14 protein-coding genes are annotated in these 15,338 nt (G+C 72.5%); 6 read left to right on the top strand and 8 right to left on the bottom strand.

Translation table 11 applies throughout. From position 1 onward, the window contains the following. Positions 1–3: 3 nt before the first annotated feature. Together IEZ00_RS11515 and IEZ00_RS11510 are read right to left on the bottom strand one after the other, a co-directional pair. Positions 4–2,124: a putative bifunctional diguanylate cyclase/phosphodiesterase gene (locus tag IEZ00_RS11515; RefSeq protein ID WP_189223165.1), complete on the bottom strand. Its 2,121-nt coding sequence runs from the start codon at positions 2,122–2,124 to the stop codon at positions 4–6. Positions 2,125–2,143: 19 nt separating this feature from the next. After that, positions 2,144–2,959: an SAM-dependent methyltransferase gene (locus IEZ00_RS11510; RefSeq protein WP_268248686.1), complete on the bottom strand. Its 816-nt coding sequence runs from the start codon at positions 2,957–2,959 to the stop codon at positions 2,144–2,146. Positions 2,960–3,118: 159 nt separating this feature from the next. Between IEZ00_RS11510 and IEZ00_RS11505 the strand changes: the two genes are divergently transcribed. Both IEZ00_RS11505 and IEZ00_RS11500 read left to right on the top strand, forming a co-directional pair. Then, entirely contained in the window at positions 3,119–4,441 is a 1,323-nt protein-coding gene (locus IEZ00_RS11505) for a cytochrome P450 (RefSeq protein ID WP_189223164.1), read from the top strand. Positions 4,442–4,494: 53 nt separating this feature from the next. Next, the gene (locus tag IEZ00_RS11500; RefSeq protein WP_229795430.1) at positions 4,495–5,502 is read left to right on the top strand and encodes an alpha/beta hydrolase; all 1,008 of its coding nucleotides are present in this window, start codon (positions 4,495–4,497) and stop codon (positions 5,500–5,502) included. Between the two features lie 9 nt (positions 5,503–5,511). On the opposite strand, the gene IEZ00_RS11495 is transcribed toward IEZ00_RS11500, so the two are convergent. Beyond that, a complete protein-coding gene (locus IEZ00_RS11495; protein WP_189223163.1) occupies positions 5,512–5,964 on the bottom strand; it encodes an iron chaperone in 453 nt (150 codons plus the stop codon). A 139-nt stretch (positions 5,965–6,103) separates the two neighbouring features. Beyond that, positions 6,104–6,727 carry a VOC family protein gene (locus IEZ00_RS11490; protein WP_189223162.1) on the bottom strand — a complete coding sequence of 208 codons (624 nt, stop codon included), beginning with the start codon at positions 6,725–6,727 and terminating at the stop codon, positions 6,104–6,106. 252 nt (positions 6,728–6,979) lie between these two features. Here IEZ00_RS11490 and IEZ00_RS11485 point away from each other — a divergent pair, with 252 nt between their 5' ends. The 3 genes from IEZ00_RS11485 to IEZ00_RS11475 all read left to right on the top strand — a co-directional run bounded on the left by IEZ00_RS11485 (position 6,980) and on the right by IEZ00_RS11475 (position 9,950). Next, on the top strand, positions 6,980–8,317 hold the full coding sequence (locus IEZ00_RS11485) for an FAD-dependent oxidoreductase (protein WP_189223161.1): 1,338 nt from the start codon (positions 6,980–6,982) through the stop codon (positions 8,315–8,317). Between the two features lie 106 nt (positions 8,318–8,423). Then, on the top strand, positions 8,424–9,467 hold the full coding sequence (locus IEZ00_RS11480) for an amidohydrolase family protein (protein ID WP_189223160.1): 1,044 nt from the start codon (positions 8,424–8,426) through the stop codon (positions 9,465–9,467). Positions 9,468–9,551: 84 nt separating this feature from the next. Beyond that, a complete protein-coding gene (locus IEZ00_RS11475) occupies positions 9,552–9,950 on the top strand; it encodes a MerR family transcriptional regulator (protein WP_189223159.1) in 399 nt (132 codons plus the stop codon). Between the two features lie 145 nt (positions 9,951–10,095). Here IEZ00_RS11475 and IEZ00_RS11470 read toward each other — a convergent pair whose 3' ends face one another. Both IEZ00_RS11470 and IEZ00_RS11465 read right to left on the bottom strand, forming a co-directional pair. Continuing rightward, positions 10,096–12,258 carry a LamG domain-containing protein gene (locus IEZ00_RS11470; protein WP_189223158.1) on the bottom strand — a complete coding sequence of 721 codons (2,163 nt, stop codon included), beginning with the start codon at positions 12,256–12,258 and terminating at the stop codon, positions 10,096–10,098. A gap of 281 nt (positions 12,259–12,539) precedes the next feature. Further along, positions 12,540–13,388, bottom strand: coding sequence for a LysR family transcriptional regulator (locus tag IEZ00_RS11465; protein ID WP_189223157.1), 849 nt, complete (start codon positions 13,386–13,388; stop codon positions 12,540–12,542). A 109-nt stretch (positions 13,389–13,497) separates the two neighbouring features. Between IEZ00_RS11465 and IEZ00_RS11460 the strand changes: the two genes are divergently transcribed. Further along, positions 13,498–14,235, top strand: a complete 738-nt coding sequence (locus tag IEZ00_RS11460) for an NADPH-dependent F420 reductase (RefSeq protein WP_229795428.1) — start codon at positions 13,498–13,500, stop codon at positions 14,233–14,235. Positions 14,236–14,275: 40 nt separating this feature from the next. Here the strand turns inward: IEZ00_RS11460 and IEZ00_RS11455 are convergent, their stop codons facing one another. Together IEZ00_RS11455 and IEZ00_RS36460 are read right to left on the bottom strand one after the other, a co-directional pair. After that, on the bottom strand, positions 14,276–14,746 hold the full coding sequence (locus IEZ00_RS11455; protein ID WP_189223155.1) for a YcxB family protein: 471 nt from the start codon (positions 14,744–14,746) through the stop codon (positions 14,276–14,278). An 82-nt stretch (positions 14,747–14,828) separates the two neighbouring features. Continuing rightward, positions 14,829–15,338: amino acid permease (locus tag IEZ00_RS36460; protein WP_229795427.1), on the bottom strand; the 510-nt coding region annotated here is incomplete at its 5' end.

Here is a 15,338-nt window from a genome sequence, read left to right as displayed (position 1 = left end):
GGGCTACCGGCGGGACGGGAAGCCGCCCGCCGGGTGGTCGGGCCCGAAGTGCGGGCCGGTGGCCCGGTCCGCGCCCGCGTCCCGCCACCAGGCCGCCTGCTCGGCCGTGGCGACGCCGTCGACGGCGACCTCGATCCCGGCCTCGCGCAGCGCGGGGACCAGGGCGACCGCGTGCTCGGCCAGCGCTCTGCCCGGCAGGTCGACCAGGCGGCCGGGCACGCGGACCGAGCCGACGCCGTGCTCCCGCGCGGCGGCCAGGTCGTCCGGGCCCAGCGCGAAGTCCTCCAGCGCCGTCCGCACGCCCGTCTCGGTCAGCACGTCGAGGTTGTCCGCCGCCTCGGGCACGGCCAGCGCGCCCACCGGCATCCCGATCACCAACCGGTCGGCGGGCAGGCCGGTGCGGTCCAGCGCCCGCACCACCCGCGACACCAGGTCCGCGTCGACCGCCTGGTGCGCGGTCAGCGCGAGGACCAGCGGCGGGGCGGACCCGTCGCGCTGCCGCCACCACTGGACCTGCCCGGCCGCGACGCCGAGCAGCCACTCGCCCAGCGGTAGGATGAAGCCGGTGCTCTCGGCCAGCGCCACGCACCGCTCGTGCGGGACGGCACCTTCCGGCCGCTCCCAGTGCAGCACCGCCTCCACGCCCGCGAGGCCCCCGTCCGCCAGCCGCACCACGGGCCGGTAGCGGACGGTGATCCGGCCCTGCTCCCACGCGCCCGCCATGCCGACGGCCAGCGCGTGCGCCGCCCGGTCCGCCGCGTCCCGGCTCGGGTCGACCAGCTCCCACTGGCCGCGCCGCCCGGTCTTGGCCCGCCGCAGCGCCTGGTCGGCGGCCCGCAGCAGCTCGGCCGGGTCCTGGTCGGGGGAGGTGCCGAGGGCCACGCCGATGGACGCGGACACCGCCAGGCCGTGCCCGTCGACCTGCACGGGTTCGGTCAGCCGCCGGTTGACCGCCGCCGCGATCGTGGCGGCGTCCGGGGTGGTCGCGGTGTTCTCCACCAGGATGGCGAACTCGTCGCCGTCGAGCCGGGCGATCATCGCCTTCTCCCGCGCCAGCAGGGACTTCAGCCGCTGCGCGACCTGCACCAGCAGCAGCTCGCCCGCGCGCCGCCCGAGGCTGCCGCACACCATGCCGAAGGCGTCCAGGTCCAGGTGCAGCAGCGTCACGCCGTGCGCGGGGTCGGCCCGCCGCACCGCGCTCTCCAGGTGGGTGCTGAAGAACTGGCGGTTGGGCAGGCCGGTGAGCACGTCGTGCAGCGCCTGCCGGTTCAGCTCGTTGCGCAGCAGCACCAGTTCCGTGCCGTCCTCGACGACCACCACGAAGTGGCTCGGCGCTCCGTCGGCGTCGCGCAGCAGCGACGCGGTCAGCGAGATCCGGGCGACGTCGCCGTTGTCCCGCAGCAGCCGCTGCGACTGCCGGAGGCGGTCCTGCCCGCCCTCGACCGCCGCCCGCATCGCCTGGCGCAGCATCCCCACCGTGTCGGGGTGGACCAGGTCGAACAGGGAGGTGCCGGTCAGCTCGGCGGCGGTGCGGCCGAGGATGTCGCCGATCGCGCCGTTGGTCCGCACCAGCCGCCCGTCCAGGTCGACCACCGCGATGCCGCTGGCCGAGGACGTGGCGACCTCCTCGAAGCGCGTCTCGCTCTCCTTGAGGTGCCACTTGGCGTCGCGCACCGCTTTGAGCAGGGACAGCTGCATCCGCTCCTGCTGCTCGAACACGGCCCGCCGGTTGGCGGTCAGGAAACCGGTGGCCAGCGCGCCGACCGCGAGGGCGATCCGGTCCGCGCCCACGTCGGCCCGCTGGAGCTCGGGCAGCGCCGGGAGCCCTTTGCCGAGCACTTCCGCGGTGCGGCGCAAACCGTCCTCGGCGACGTGGCCCAGCGCGACGACCTGTTCACCGATCCGCTCGACCGCGGCGGCGTCGAACGGGTCGCGGACCAGGACCGCGCACAGCTCGTCGAGCCGCTCGCGCAGTTCCCGGTCCAGTTCCTCCCGTGACAGCGGGATCATCGCGACGCCGCTCAACCGGTACGCCCACGTGCGCGCGAGCAGTTCGCGCGCACGCGCGCCGTCCGGGGAAACCTGCCCGTGAGCGGCATCGGATTCGGGGTGGGGCTGTGACATCGGTTCAATCCCGTTGTGATCAGGGTTTGCGGGCTACCCCGCCGTAGATGACCATGTTCATCTCCGGCGCGTCGGAGATGTCGCCCGGTCCGGTGGGCCGCCACTGCGCGCACCCGACCAGTCCCGGCTCGACCAGTTCGAAATCGCCGAACAGCGCCAGCACCCGGTCGTGCGGGCGCTCGGTGAGCTGGTCGACGCTGCGGCTGCGCTTGATCAGGTCGGTCACCTCGGCCAGCGGCCGCTCCTGGTGGTCGGCGGTGACGTGGGTGATCGCCAGGTGGCTGCCGGGGGGCAGCGCGTCGCGATAGCGGGCCATCAGCCGCCACGGGTCGGCCTCGTCGGGCAGCCAGTGCAGCATCATCAGCAGCAGCAGGCCGATGGGCTGGTCGAAGTCGAGCAGCGCGCGGGTCCGCGGGTCGTCCAGGATCGACTCCGGATCGCGCATGTCGGCGTGCACGACGGTCGCGTGGTCGTTGTCCGCCAGCATCAGCTCGCTGTGCGCGACCGCGACCGGGTCCTTGTCCACGTACACCACCCGGCACCGCGGATCCTCGCCCTGGGCGACCTCGTGCACGTTGGCGACGGTCGGGATGCCGGAGCCGATGTCGAGGAACTGGCGGACCCCGCGCCCGATCATGAACCGGACGACGCGGCCGAGGAACGCCCTGTTCACGCGGGCCGCGGAACGCGCGTCGGGCATGACGCGCTGGACGTGCGCGGCCAGTTCCCGGTCCACCGCGAAATTGTGCGCGCCGCCGAGCAGGAAATCGTAGGTGCGGGCCATGCTCGGAACCGAGATGTCGACGCTGCGCGGAATCCACTCGCGTTGCTCCACCGCGAAACACCCTTTCACCGAGAAGGCATCATCGTAGCCACCGCCCAAGTGGGTCTGCTGCGCCGTCCGAGTGGCTCAGCGCCACCCGAACGGGTACTGTCGCCTCACCCGAACGGTTTCTATCGTGGTGCTCCCCCGAAAACTCGGCGAGGAGCGGATATGCCCGTCCCGGTGGCGCCGGGCCGCCTGCCACTACTCGGCCACACCCTGCCGATGATGCGCGAGCGGCACAAGTTCACCGCATCTTTGCGGAATAACGGCGATGTCGTCCGGGTCGACCTCGGCACGATGCGAACCTATTTCGTGACGAATCCTCGCCTTGTCCACGAACTGCTCGTCACGAAGGGGTCCGCATTCCGCAAAGGCGCGCTGTTCGACAAGTTCCGGCCGTTCTTCGGCAACGGCCTGGCCACCTCCGACGGGGCGTTCCACCGCCGCCAGCGCCGGATGGTGCGGCCCGCGCTGCACCGCGACCGCGTCGCCCGCTACGCCGAGGCCATGGCCCGCGCGACGGCCGAGCTGACCGCGACGTGGCGCCCCGGCCAGGTGCGCGCGGTCGAGCGGGACACCCAGGCCCTCGCCGTCACCATCGCCTGCCAGGCGCTGTTCTCCACCGAGCTGGACCGGCGCGCGATCGACGAGGTGCGCCGCTCCATCTTCACCGTGATCAGGAACGGCATGGTCCGCGCGCTGACGCCGCCGCTGGTCGGGAAGCTGCCCCTGCCCGGCAACCGCGAGTTCGACCGGGCCATCGGCCGGATGCGCGGCATCGTGCTCGACCTGGTGCGCAGGCGACGGGAGGACGGGGTCGACCACGGCGACCTGCTGTCCACGCTGCTGGACGCCCAGGACGCGGACACCGGCGCGGGCATGTCCGACCAGCAGGTCCACGACGAGGTACTGACGCTGCTCGTCGGCGGCGTCGAGACCACCGCGCTGGCGCTGGCCTGGACCTTCCACGAACTCGCCCGGCACCCGGAGGTCGAGCGCCGCGTCCACGCCGAGGTGGACCGGGTGCTGGACGGGCGCGCCCCCGCCTTCGCCGACGTCGGGAAGCTGGTCTACCTCAACCAGGTCGTCAACGAAGTGCTGCGGATGTACCCGATCTGGTTCCTGATGCGACGCGCGCTGGTCCCGGTCGAACTGGGCGGCGTGACGCTGCCCGAGGGCGCCGAGGTGATCTTCAGCCCGCACGCCCTGCACCACGACCCGGCCTCGTTCGCCGACCCCCACCGCTTCGACCCCGACCGCTGGTCGCCCGAACGCGCCGCCGAGGTCCCCAAGGGCGCGTTCGTCCCGTTCGGCGCGGGCGCGCGCCAGTGCGTCGGGAACCTGTTCGCGCAGACCGAGATCGCCATCGCCGTGGCCACCGTCGCGGCGCGGTGGCGGCTGGTCCCCTTGCCGGACAAGCCCGTCCGCGTCAAGTTCACCTCCACCGCCTACCCCAGCGACATGCTGATGACGGTGGTCCCCCGACAGTGACACCGACAGTGACACCCACAGCGAGGCCCCCAGCGAGCCGGAGGTCGTTCCCCTTGAGCTGGTCGCGTTTCCGCCGTTGCGGCGCCGCCGTGCTGCTCACCGCCGGGCTGTGCCTGACCCCCGGCACGGCGGGCGCGGCGCAGACCACGTGCCAGGACGTGGCGGTGCCCGTGACGATCGGCCTGACCGCGCAGACGATGCACGGCAGGCTGTGCGTGCCGCAGGGCGCGCGGACGCTCCAGGTGCTGGTGCCTGGGGGCACCTACACCAGCGCCTACTGGGACATCGGCCACGCGCCGCAGACCCTCTCGTACCGGCGGGCCATGAACGAGGCCGGAATCGCCACCGTCGCCGTGGACCGGCTCGGCAGCGGGCGCAGCTCCACACCGCTCAGCGCCCTGCTCGGCGTGCCCGCCCAGGCCAAGGCGGTGCACGCGGTGGTCCAGTCGCTGCGGCCGAGGTTCGACCGGGTGGTGCTGGTCGGCCACTCGATCGGCTCGGCGGTGGCCACCACCGTGGCGGCCACCCACCGCGACGTGGACGGCGTGGTCATCACCGGGCTGACCCACCGGATCAACCTCCCCGGCGCGGTGCCCGTGTTCACCACCCTCGTCCCGGCCGTGCTCGACCCCCGGCTCCAGGAGCGCGGCCTCGACCCTGGCTACCTCACCACCATCGCGGGCTCGCGGTACTCCTCGTTCCACACCCCCGGCGCGACCGAAGCCGGGGCCATCGAGTTCGACGAGGCCACCAAGGACACCGTCACACCCGCGGAGACCGTGGACACCGTGCTGATCGGCAGCCTCATCCCGGTGTCGCGGCGGATCACCGTGCCGGTCATGCTCGTCATGGGCGGCGGCGACGCGAACTTCTGCGGCCCGCCACTGGGCGCGGACTGCTCGTCGGCCGACGCGCTGCGAGCCTCGGAAGCGCGCTTCTACGCGCCCGAGGCCCGGCTGCGCACCCACGTCGTCCCCGGCTACGGGCACTCGCTCAACTTCTCCCCCGACGCGCCGGACTACCACCGCGCGGTCGCCGAGTGGACCGCGGGCATCGGCTGAGCGACGAGCTCAGCCCACCGCTCGTCGCACCAGCTCGGCGATGCGCTCCTCCACCTCGGCCGTCACCTCGGCCAGGGCGAAGTGCGTCGGCCACATCGCGCCGTCGTCCAGCTTGGCCAGGTCGTTGAACCCGAGCGTGGAGTAGCGCGTCTTGAACTTGTCCGCGCTCTGGAAGAAGCAGACGACCTTGCCGTCCAGCGCGTAGGCGGGCATCCCGTACCAGAGCTTGGGCGCGAGCATCGGGGCGTTGGCCGTGACGATGGCGTGCACGCGCTCGGCGATCACCCGGTCCGCGTCGGGCATCTCGGCGATTTTCGCGAGCAGGTCCCGCTCCGCCTCCGCCGCCTTCTCCGCCCGCGACGTCCGGCGCGACGCCTTCTTCACCTCCTGGGCGTGCTCCTTCATCGCGGCCCGCTCCTCGGCCGTGAACCCCTCGTACGTGCTGGTCTTGGTGCGGCTCATCGCGGAATCTCCTCAAGGGTCGTGGTGGGCGCCGCCGTGCCGTCGGCATCGGGTCGGCGGTCAGCGGGTGGTCCGGTCGGGGAACTCGTGCTGTCCCGCAGCTGCTCGGCCAGCTCGGCGGGCAGGTGGTAGTGGCACATCAGGGCCGCGCCGCCACCGGGGCGGGCTCCCAGGCGAACCCGTCCGGGTCGGTGAAGGGCTCGGTGGCGCCGCCGATCGCGATCCGGTGCGAGCCGGTGCCCTCCGGGGCGACGCCGACGTTCTTGGCCAGCGCGCGGCGCCGGTACAGCGCCGGCTTGACCGGTCCCCGCCCGGCGGCGAACTCGACGTACATCCGGCCGAAGCTCTTCGCCGCGGTCAGCCCTCGGTCGAGGTAGAACCGCTTGCTCGCGGCCACGTCGGCGACCCCCAGCAGGAGCACCACGCCGTCGATCCGCCCGGTGGCCGGGCCGGTGTCCTTCTTCGCCGACGTCGCGACCGTCCAGATCGTGCCGTCCGGGGCCTGCACGGTGCCGCCGTAGCCCCACAGCGACTTCGCGGCGGGCTTGAGCGCCGTCGCCCCCGCGCCCAGAGCCGCGTCGACCAGCGCGTCGACGTCGGCGGGCTGGGACACCAGCAGCGACAGGGCGAATCCGCGGAAGCCGCTGGTCGGCTCCCGCGCGGCTCGCAGGCCGACCAGTGCCCCCAGCCCGAAGGCGGCGTAGAAGCGCTCGGCGGCCGCGAGGTCGTCCACTTCGAGGGTGATCGTGTCCGTGGAGGTCATGACGGGAACGCTAGGCGCGGCACCACGACCGGCGCTTCTCGATTCCTGATCAGTGCCCGCGCCGCGGGTGGGGCCATCATTTAGCACCTTCGGGCACTCGACCTGGACGCGCGTTCGACGGCTGCCTCAGGATGAAGATCAATACCGTGCCGATCCCCCCACCGAGGAGCACTCCGCCATGCGCGTTTTTCCCGTGGTACCGCCCGAACCGCCCGGATGCCGAGCGGGTGCCCGCCGCGCCGGGGAGGCGTGATGGGGAAGGTCGGCGACCACGCGGTCGTGCTGGGCGCGAGCATCGCCGGGCTGTTGTCCGCCAGGGTGCTCGCCGACGCCTACCGGCACGTGACCGTCGTCGAACGCGATCCGCTGCCCGTGGGCGTGCTGGACCGCAAGGGCGTTCCCCAGGGGCGGCACTCGCACGCCCTGCTCCCGCGCGGCGTGGCGATCCTCGACGAGCTGTTCCCCGGACTGCTGGCCAAGTTCGCCGCCGACGGGGTTCCCGCCGTGGAGAGCCCCGCGCAGATGTGGTTCGACGTCAACGGCCAGGTGCTCGGGTACGAGGGCCCCCCGGAGGACTACCCCCCGCAGGACCACCCCGGCTACCAGCCCAGCCGCCCCTATCTGGAGAGCCGCGTCCGGGACGAGGTGCGCGCGATGCCCGGTGTGGTGTTCCGCGACGGCTGCGCCGCGATCGACCTGGTCGCCTCCGGGAACCGGGTGGCCGGGGTCAGGGTGGCGGCGCAGGACGGCCGCGAGGAGGTCCTCCCGGCCGACCTGGTCGTGGACGCCACCGGCCGAGGTGGGCGCACCCCGGTCTGGCTGAAGCGGCTCGGGTACGACGCGCCGGACGAGGAGCAGGTGCCCGTCGACGTCACCTACACCAGCAGGCACCTGCGGCTGCCGCCGGGCGCGCTGGGGGATCTGCTCATGGTCATCGTGTCGGCCGTGCCCCAGCGCCCGACCGCCATGGGGCTCCTCGCCCAGGAGGAGGGCCGCTACGTGCTGACGCTGGGCGGGTACGCGGGTCAGCGCAGCCCCACCGACCTGGAGGGGTTCCTCGCCTTCGCCGAGCGCATGGCGCCGCCGCACGTCTTCGCCGCGCTCCGCCAGGCCGAGTGGCTCGACGACGCTCGCACGCACCGGGTTCCCATGAGCCGTCGGCGGTACTACGAGCGCCTGCGCCGGTTCCCCGGCGGGTTGCTCGTGGTCGGCGACGGCGTCTGCAGCTTCAACCCGCTGTTCGGGCAGGGCATGACCATGGCCGCGATCCAGGCGACCATCCTGCGCGACAGCCTGGCCGACGGCGGGCCCGATCTGGCCCGCCGCTTCTTCACCGCGACCGCCAAGTGGGTCGACCAGGCGTGGCGGACGGGCGTCGGCGCCGACCGCCAGATCCTCGGCCTGCCCCAGTCCAGGGTCGAGCGCGTCATCGGCGCCTACATCCAGCGGCTGCAAGCCGTCTCCAGGCACGACCCGGTCCTGGCCGGGCAGTTCCAGCGGGTGAACGGCCTGATCGATCCGGCGGCGACGCTGTTCAAGCCCGCCACCGTGCTGCGCGTGCTGACCGGGGGGCCGCGCAGGCGTTCGTGACGCGCACCGCGCCCACCACTGTTTATCGGCGATACTAATGCCGTTGCTACCACCGTTAGTATCGCTGATACAGTGCTTCCTGTCCCCCGAAGACAGGGAGTGCGGCATGAACGAGAAGTTGCGCATCGTCGGTCTTGAGGAGCACGTGCTCCTCCCCGTCGTGCTGGAAGCGTGGGAGAAGGCGGGCCTGAGCCCCAACGTCTACGGCCCCGACCACCCGGTCACCCGGCGGCTGCTCGACGTCGGCCAGCAGCGCCTCGCCGACATGGACGACCAGGGCATCGACGTCGCGGTGCTGTCGCTGTCCACGCCGGGCGTGCAGAACCTCGCGCCCGCCGAGGCCGTGAGCGTCGCGCGCGAGGCCAACGACGCCCTCGCCGAGATCGTCGAAGCCAACCCGCGGCGGTTCCAGGCGTTCGCGGCCATCCCGACCTCCGCGCCCGAAGCCGCCGCGGCCGAACTGGAGCGCGCGATCGGACTCGGCTTCCGGGGCGCGATGCTCTACGGCCGCACCGGCGACAAACTGGCCGACGCGCCGGAGTTCGACGACCTCTACGCCACCGCCGAGCGGCTGCGCGTCCCCCTGCACTTCCACCCCCAGACCCCGGTGCGCGCGGTCCAGGAGGCGTACTACTCCGGGCTGCCCAACGGCGTGGGCCCGGCGCTGGCCACCGCCGGACTGGGCTGGTACTACGACCTGGGCGTGCAATACCTGCGGATGATCTTCTCCGGGGTGTTCGACCGGCACCCCGAGCTCCAGGTGATCGCCGGGCACTGGGGCGAGGTCGTGCTGTTCTACCTCGACCACGTCGGCTTCCTGCGGGAGATGGCCGGGCTGCCGCGCCCGCTGGCCGACTACTTCCGGCAGAACTTCTGGATCGCGGGCAGCGGCACGGTCAGCGAGCGCTACCTGCGCTGGACCGCCGAGGTCGTCGGCACCGACCGGATGCTCTACTCCACCGACTACCCCTACACCTTCGGCACCCGCCCCGGCGGCTTCCCCCACCTGGACACCAGCGGCGGCGTCGCCCGGTCCTTCCTCGAACAGGCGCCGTTCACCGACGAGGAGAAGGCCGCCATCGGGTCCGGCAACTGGGAGCGGCTGACCGGCCACCTCGCCGCACCCCACCGGCAGCACCAGCCCTCGTGACCCGCCTGCCCACCGCCTCCTGACGCCTACCCTGGGTTCGACGTCCACCATCAGGTGTGGTCCGGGTAGTGGGAGGTCTGCGGCATGAGGATCGGCGAGCTGGCGGCGCGGGCGGGCGTGAGCGTGCGCTCGCTGAGGTACTACGAGCAGCAGGGGCTGCTCACCAGCGAGCGCAGCTCCGGCGGACAGCGCCTCTACCGCGAGTCCGATGTGGAGCGAGTCGTGCTGTTCCAGCGGCTCTACAGCGCCGGGCTGTCCAGCCGCACCATCGCCGAGATCATGCCCTGCGTCGACGCGGGCACCGCGGACGTCACCGACGCCGCGTGGGAGAGCATGGCGAGGGAGCGGGAGCGGCTGGACACCCACATCACCGAGCTGCAACGCGCGCGGGACACCCTGGACGAGGTGATGGCCGCCAACCGCAGGCACCGCGCCGCGCTGGCGGGGCACGCCGAACGGGACGAGGTCGCCTGCGGCCGCTGATGTATCGGGTTCGGGCTTCGACGCCCGTGCGTGATCGTGGTGCGGAGCTTCGGGTTGGGCTTCACGCCCAACCCCCTGAAGACCCTTTTCCCAGGACAGCGATCAAGCGCTCACGACAACGCTGCTTGAGGCCGACCTGATGCGATCAGAAGTGGAAGGTGGTGCTGTACACGACCGCGATCTCGTCCGCGGACAGGACGCCGGAGTAGAGCCGCACGTCGTCCACGTCGCCCCTCCACACGTCGTTCCTCTGCCCCTCCCAGATCCCGCGACCGATCCACAGCGGTCCGGTGGCGACCCTGCTCTGGACGCCCGTGCCGTCCGGGGTGCCGGAGAAGGAGCTCTGCTCGGTGCCGTTGACGTACAAGGCGATCTGGCCACTGGTGGCATCGTAGGTGGCCGCCAGGTGCACCCACTGCCCCGCCTCGGCCGGTGCGTCGGACAGCGCCAGCCAGCTGTCACCGGTGGCCGCCGACTTGGACACCAGGAAGCCCCACTTCCCCTCCGACGGCCGGTATCCGAGCAGGAAGGGGGAGTACCGCGCGTCGCCCGCGCCCACCGCGGCGCGGGCGAGGTGGTCGAACTCGTCCTGGCGCACCCAGGCCGACACGGTGTAGGAGCGGTCGGTCCGCAGCCCGGCGGGCGCGGGTGCGGTGACCTCGCCGGTCCCGGACGAGTCGAAGTTCAGCCACTTCTTCCTGCTGGCGGCCGAGTCCCGAGGGTCGCCCGCCCAGGACGTGCCACCGGACCGCGTGGCGGTTTGCTCGGAGATCTCGTCCAGCGTGGTGCTGCCGGAGCGCTCGTCGAGCTGGTAGCGAGCGCGCGGCACGGCCAGGTTGGCCGCTTCGGCGGCCTCGGCCGCGCTGAGTTCCCGGTCCCACAGCTGCACGTGGTCGACCGTGCCGGGGAAGTGGTCGGCCCGGTCGCCGTTCCACCGCGCCGCGCCGACGACCAGGCTGCCGCCCGCCTGCCAGAAGCTCATCGCCACCGAGCCCTGCGGTTCGCCGTCGACGTAGAGGGTGGCGTTGCGGCTGTTCGGCTCGTAGGTGGCCAGCAGGTGCGTCCACTCACCGACCTCGGGCGGGTTCAGGGAGTTCACCGAGACCGTCGACGGTGAGTCGGCGTCCCGATCCGTCGCGCTGATCCGCCACCGGTCCACCGCCGGGTCGTACTGCAGGTAGAACGGGCTCACCCGATCGCCGTCCTGGCTGAGCACCGTGAAGTAGCCGTCGGTCCGGGTCAGCTTGGCCCACGCCGAGACCGTGAACGCGCGGGAGGTGTCCACCGGGGGCGTGGCCGTCGTCGCGACGGCCGTGGTGCCGTTGAGCCGCATGCCGTTGGCCGCGTACGCCGGGCCGAAGGAAGCCCCGCCCGACAGCGACAGTGGTCGGTTGCCCTGCCCGGTGTCGGCCGCCGAGTCGCCCGACGACTCGTCCAGCTTCCACTCCGCCGACGCGGGCGTCGGCGCGGCGACCTCGAACCGGTAGACCGCCCTGGTCAGGGAGTGGTTGCCCGCGCGGTCGACGGCGTGCACGTAGAGCGTGTTGATGCCAGGGCGAGTGGGCGTGATCGGCACGGTGACGGTGCCGTCCTCCGATGCCACGGCAGCGTTGTGGGCGCCGTCGTCGTTGAGCGACCAGCTGTAGTGGACGACGTCCATGGTCCCGTCGCGGCCGGTGTTGCCGTTGACCTGGAACGTGAAGTTGCCCGTGCGGCCGACGCTGCCGTGCGCGCCCTCGGTCGGGTAGTCAGCGGAGGACACCAGGGGTGTGTTGGGCCGTGCGGTGTCCACCTCGAATTCGCAGTACTCCGACCAGGTGTGGGACTGGCGGTCCTCCGCCCGGACACGCCACGTGTAGATGTCGTCCGCGGTGATGTACCCCTCGGGCACCTGCGCCGAGCCGAACGAGCCGGACGGGATGCTCCTGACGTGGAACTCCGCGTACTCGTGGGAGAAAGCCCCCTGCGGTCCGCGGAACAGCTTGAACGCACCGTCGAGGCTGTCTCCGTCGGCGTCGGACAGCCGCGCGCTCAGCCCAGGTGTGCGGGTGAAGACGAACGCCCGGTCGGCTCCCACCCGGCACGGCAGCTTGCCGCCCTCCATGCTCATCTCGGACGGCGGGTCGGGCTCATTGTTGTGGATCACTTCCAGGTGCGGGTCGCGTTCGCGGTCCCCGTCGGCCGGCTTGGCCACCGGCTTGTCCCCCAGTGCGGCGTACCGCTTGGCGGTCGCCTCGTCGGCGGCCACGTCCGGAACCGGCTGCGGCGCGGCACCCGCGGCCACGGGCGCCAGCCCGACGCCCACCACCGCGAGAACGATTCCACAACCGAGTGTGCGCAGGGCAAAGCCCCGCGCACGGATGCGCGATCGCATGTGTGAAGCCCCCCCGCCCGCGGAGCACCCTCCGCGAGTTAGTGATCAATTCCCGACCCGAAGAGAGACTATGACGCCTCGGCGGGCACGGGGTCGACTGCTGAACGGAGCAATCCTCGCGTTGCGGGTTCACATGGTCACGGAGCGTGGTCCGACTCGTCTTCTCGCGCTGCCGACGCTGCGCGCCGTCCTCGTCCGGTTGGCGGGGATCGTCCTCAATCGGCGAACGCGGCCACGTAGGACGCCACGCACGACTTCGGCGTGGCGAGCGAGGTCACCACGTGGCCGTCGATGGTCACCGGCGGGTCCAGCGGCAGCGACAGCACCCGGTCCGAACGGGTCGGGGCGAGTTGCTCGGCGGGCATCAGCGTCCAGCCCGCCGGGTGGCGGCCCACCTCGAACAGCACGTTGAGCAGGTCCCCTGCGGGTGGGCGCGGCGGGGCCGATGGCAGCACGGCGAGGATCGCGTCGTGCAGCAGCGGGTCGTTGTCGCGGGCGGGGAGCCGCAGGCCCTGCGGGTCGAGGTCGTGCAGGCCGATCGCGGGCTTGCTCGCGGCGGGGTGGTCGTGTGACAGCACCGCGTGCAGTGGTTCGGACCATGCCCGCGCCACTGTCACCGCCGTGGTCGTGACGGCGCCGCGAACCAGCGCCAGGTCCAGTTCGCCGTCGCGGACGGCGTCGAGGCGCGCGGCCACCGGCAGGTCGACCAGCGTCGGCTCGGCGGGGCGCTCGGCGTCGCGCAGGCGGGCCAGGGCGCGGTCGACCCGCGTGGTGACGCAGGACGCGAGCCCGATCCGCAGGGCGGCTGCCGGTTCGCCCGCGACCACCCGCACGCGGGCGGCCGCCGCCAGCGCCTCGCGGGCCGCGTCGAGCACCCGTTCACCGGCCGGGGTGAGCCGCACCCGCCGCGAGGTGCGGTCCAGCAGCCGCACGCCGAGTTCGCGCTCCAGCCGGGTGATCTGCTGGCTCACCGCGGGCTGCACGATGCGCAGCCGTTGCGCCGCGCGGCCGAAGTGCAGCTCCTCGGCGACGGTCACGAAGTACTGCAGCGCCCTCAGCTCCACCCCTTCTGATCTATCACACGATGTGATCGCTGCCGATCGTTTCCGGTCATTGTTGGCGAGGGTCACTCGGGCTGTGATGGGTGCCAGCCCATTCGAACGGAGAACACCAGTGAGCACATCGGTCCTCGGCATCATCGGCACCGGGATGGTCGGCGCGGGGGTGGCCCGCCGCGCCGTCGACGCCGGCCTCGACGTGGTGCTGAGCAACTCGCGAGGCCCGGAGGCACTGGCCGACCTCGTCGCCGAGCTCGGCAGGCGGGCCAGCGCCGCCACCCCGACCGAGACGGCGCGCACCGCGGACCTGGTCGTCGCGGCCGTGCCGCTGGCCGCCCACGAGCGGCTGCCCCGCGCGGAGCTGGCGGGCAAGACCGTGATCGACCCGATGAACTACGCGCCGAAGGCGGGGTGGCGGATTCCGGAGCTCGACCGCGACGAGCTGACCTCCAGCGGGCTGGTGCAGCGCCACCTCGCCGAGTCCCGCGTGGTGAAGGCGCTGCACAACATCGGCCCCAAGCAACTGCTGGAGCTGTTCCGCCCGGCGGGAGCGCCCGACCGCACCGCGCTGCCGCTGTCCGGCGACGACCCGGCCGCCAAGCGGGAAGTGGCGGACCTGCTGGACGTGCTGGGCTTCGACGCGGTGGACCTGGGCACGCTGGCGGAGAGCTGGCGCAGTGAGCCCAACACCCCGCTGTACGCCCTCCCCTACGTGGGGCAGCCGCCGTCCGGTCTCACCGTGCTCGAATTCGTGGCCTGGGTGCAGTCAGCCCCCGGTGTGCCGGTGTCCGCCGCCAGGGTCGAAGAACTGGCCGCCGCCGCGGTGCGCGGGCCCGCCGGTTTCCAGATGTAGCGGGCGCACCACCGGCGGTCCGCCCGCCGGGCCGGTCGGCTCAGGCGGGCTGCCGCTGGGCGAGGATGGCGGCGAACTGGCTCCGCTGCTCCTCGGTCATGAGGTCCTTGTAGATCGCCATCGCCTGCATCTTGCTCAGCACCAGGAACCATGCGTCGGGCTTTTCCTTGACCCGCTGGATCGTCGACCACGCCAACCGCGACTCGTAGGACTCCGCCTTCATCGTGACACCGGCATCGTCCACGACCAGGTGGTAGCCCTGTCGGATGGCGGCGTTCTGCGCGCGCAGGCTGTACCAGACCATGAGCGGCTCGAAACCGAAGACGCAGAACACGCCCAGGACGATCAGCGGGATGGACGGAGAGATGGAGCTCACGAGCAGAGCGAGGACGACGTACGCGGCTATGACCGCACCTAGTACGCGCATCCACGTCACCGTGGGGCGCAGCATGAACTTGATCAGGCGACGCGCTCGCCACTCGTCGTAGGGAACCCAGAGCGATATCTGCACGCGGGCGAGGCTAATGCAGCCCTCCGGCACGAGTGGGGCGAATATCCAATCCCACCAAGGAAATCACCGCAGGCGGCAGGCGTCATGCCTCGCGGTGCGGGCGGCGGATCACCCACACCGCGGCACCCAGCGCCAGCACCGCGGCCCCGGACAGCACGGAGGCGGTGGGCAGGGTGGCCGCCAGGAGCAGGCAGCCGAGCAGGCCCACCACCGGCACGGCACGTGGCGGGCGGCCTTCGTCGACGCGCAGGGTCCACGCGGAGGCGTTGGCGACGGCGTAGTAGACGAGCACGGCGAAGGAGGAGAAGCCGATGGCACCGCGCAGGTCCACGGCGGAGGCGAGCAGCGCGACGGTGACGCCGACGGCGATCTCGGCGTGGTGCGGGACGCGGTGGCGGGGGTGGATCGCGGCCAGGGTGCGGGGCAGGTGGCCGTCGCGGGCCATGGCCAGGGTGGTGCGGGAGACGCCGAGTACCAGGGCCAGCAGGGAACCCAGCGCGGCGAGCGCGGCGCCCGCGCGGACCACCGGGACCAACCAGGGCCACCCGGCGGCGGCGGTGGCGATGGGGTCGGGTGCGGCGGCCAGCGCGGC

Origin of the sequence: Saccharothrix coeruleofusca (genome assembly GCF_014648515.1) — a bacterium.
GTDB lineage: Bacteria > Actinomycetota > Actinomycetes > Mycobacteriales > Pseudonocardiaceae > Actinosynnema > Actinosynnema coeruleofuscum.
The sequence above is the reverse complement of the archived record's forward strand: the minus strand, read 5'-3'. Positions and strand labels throughout refer to the sequence as shown.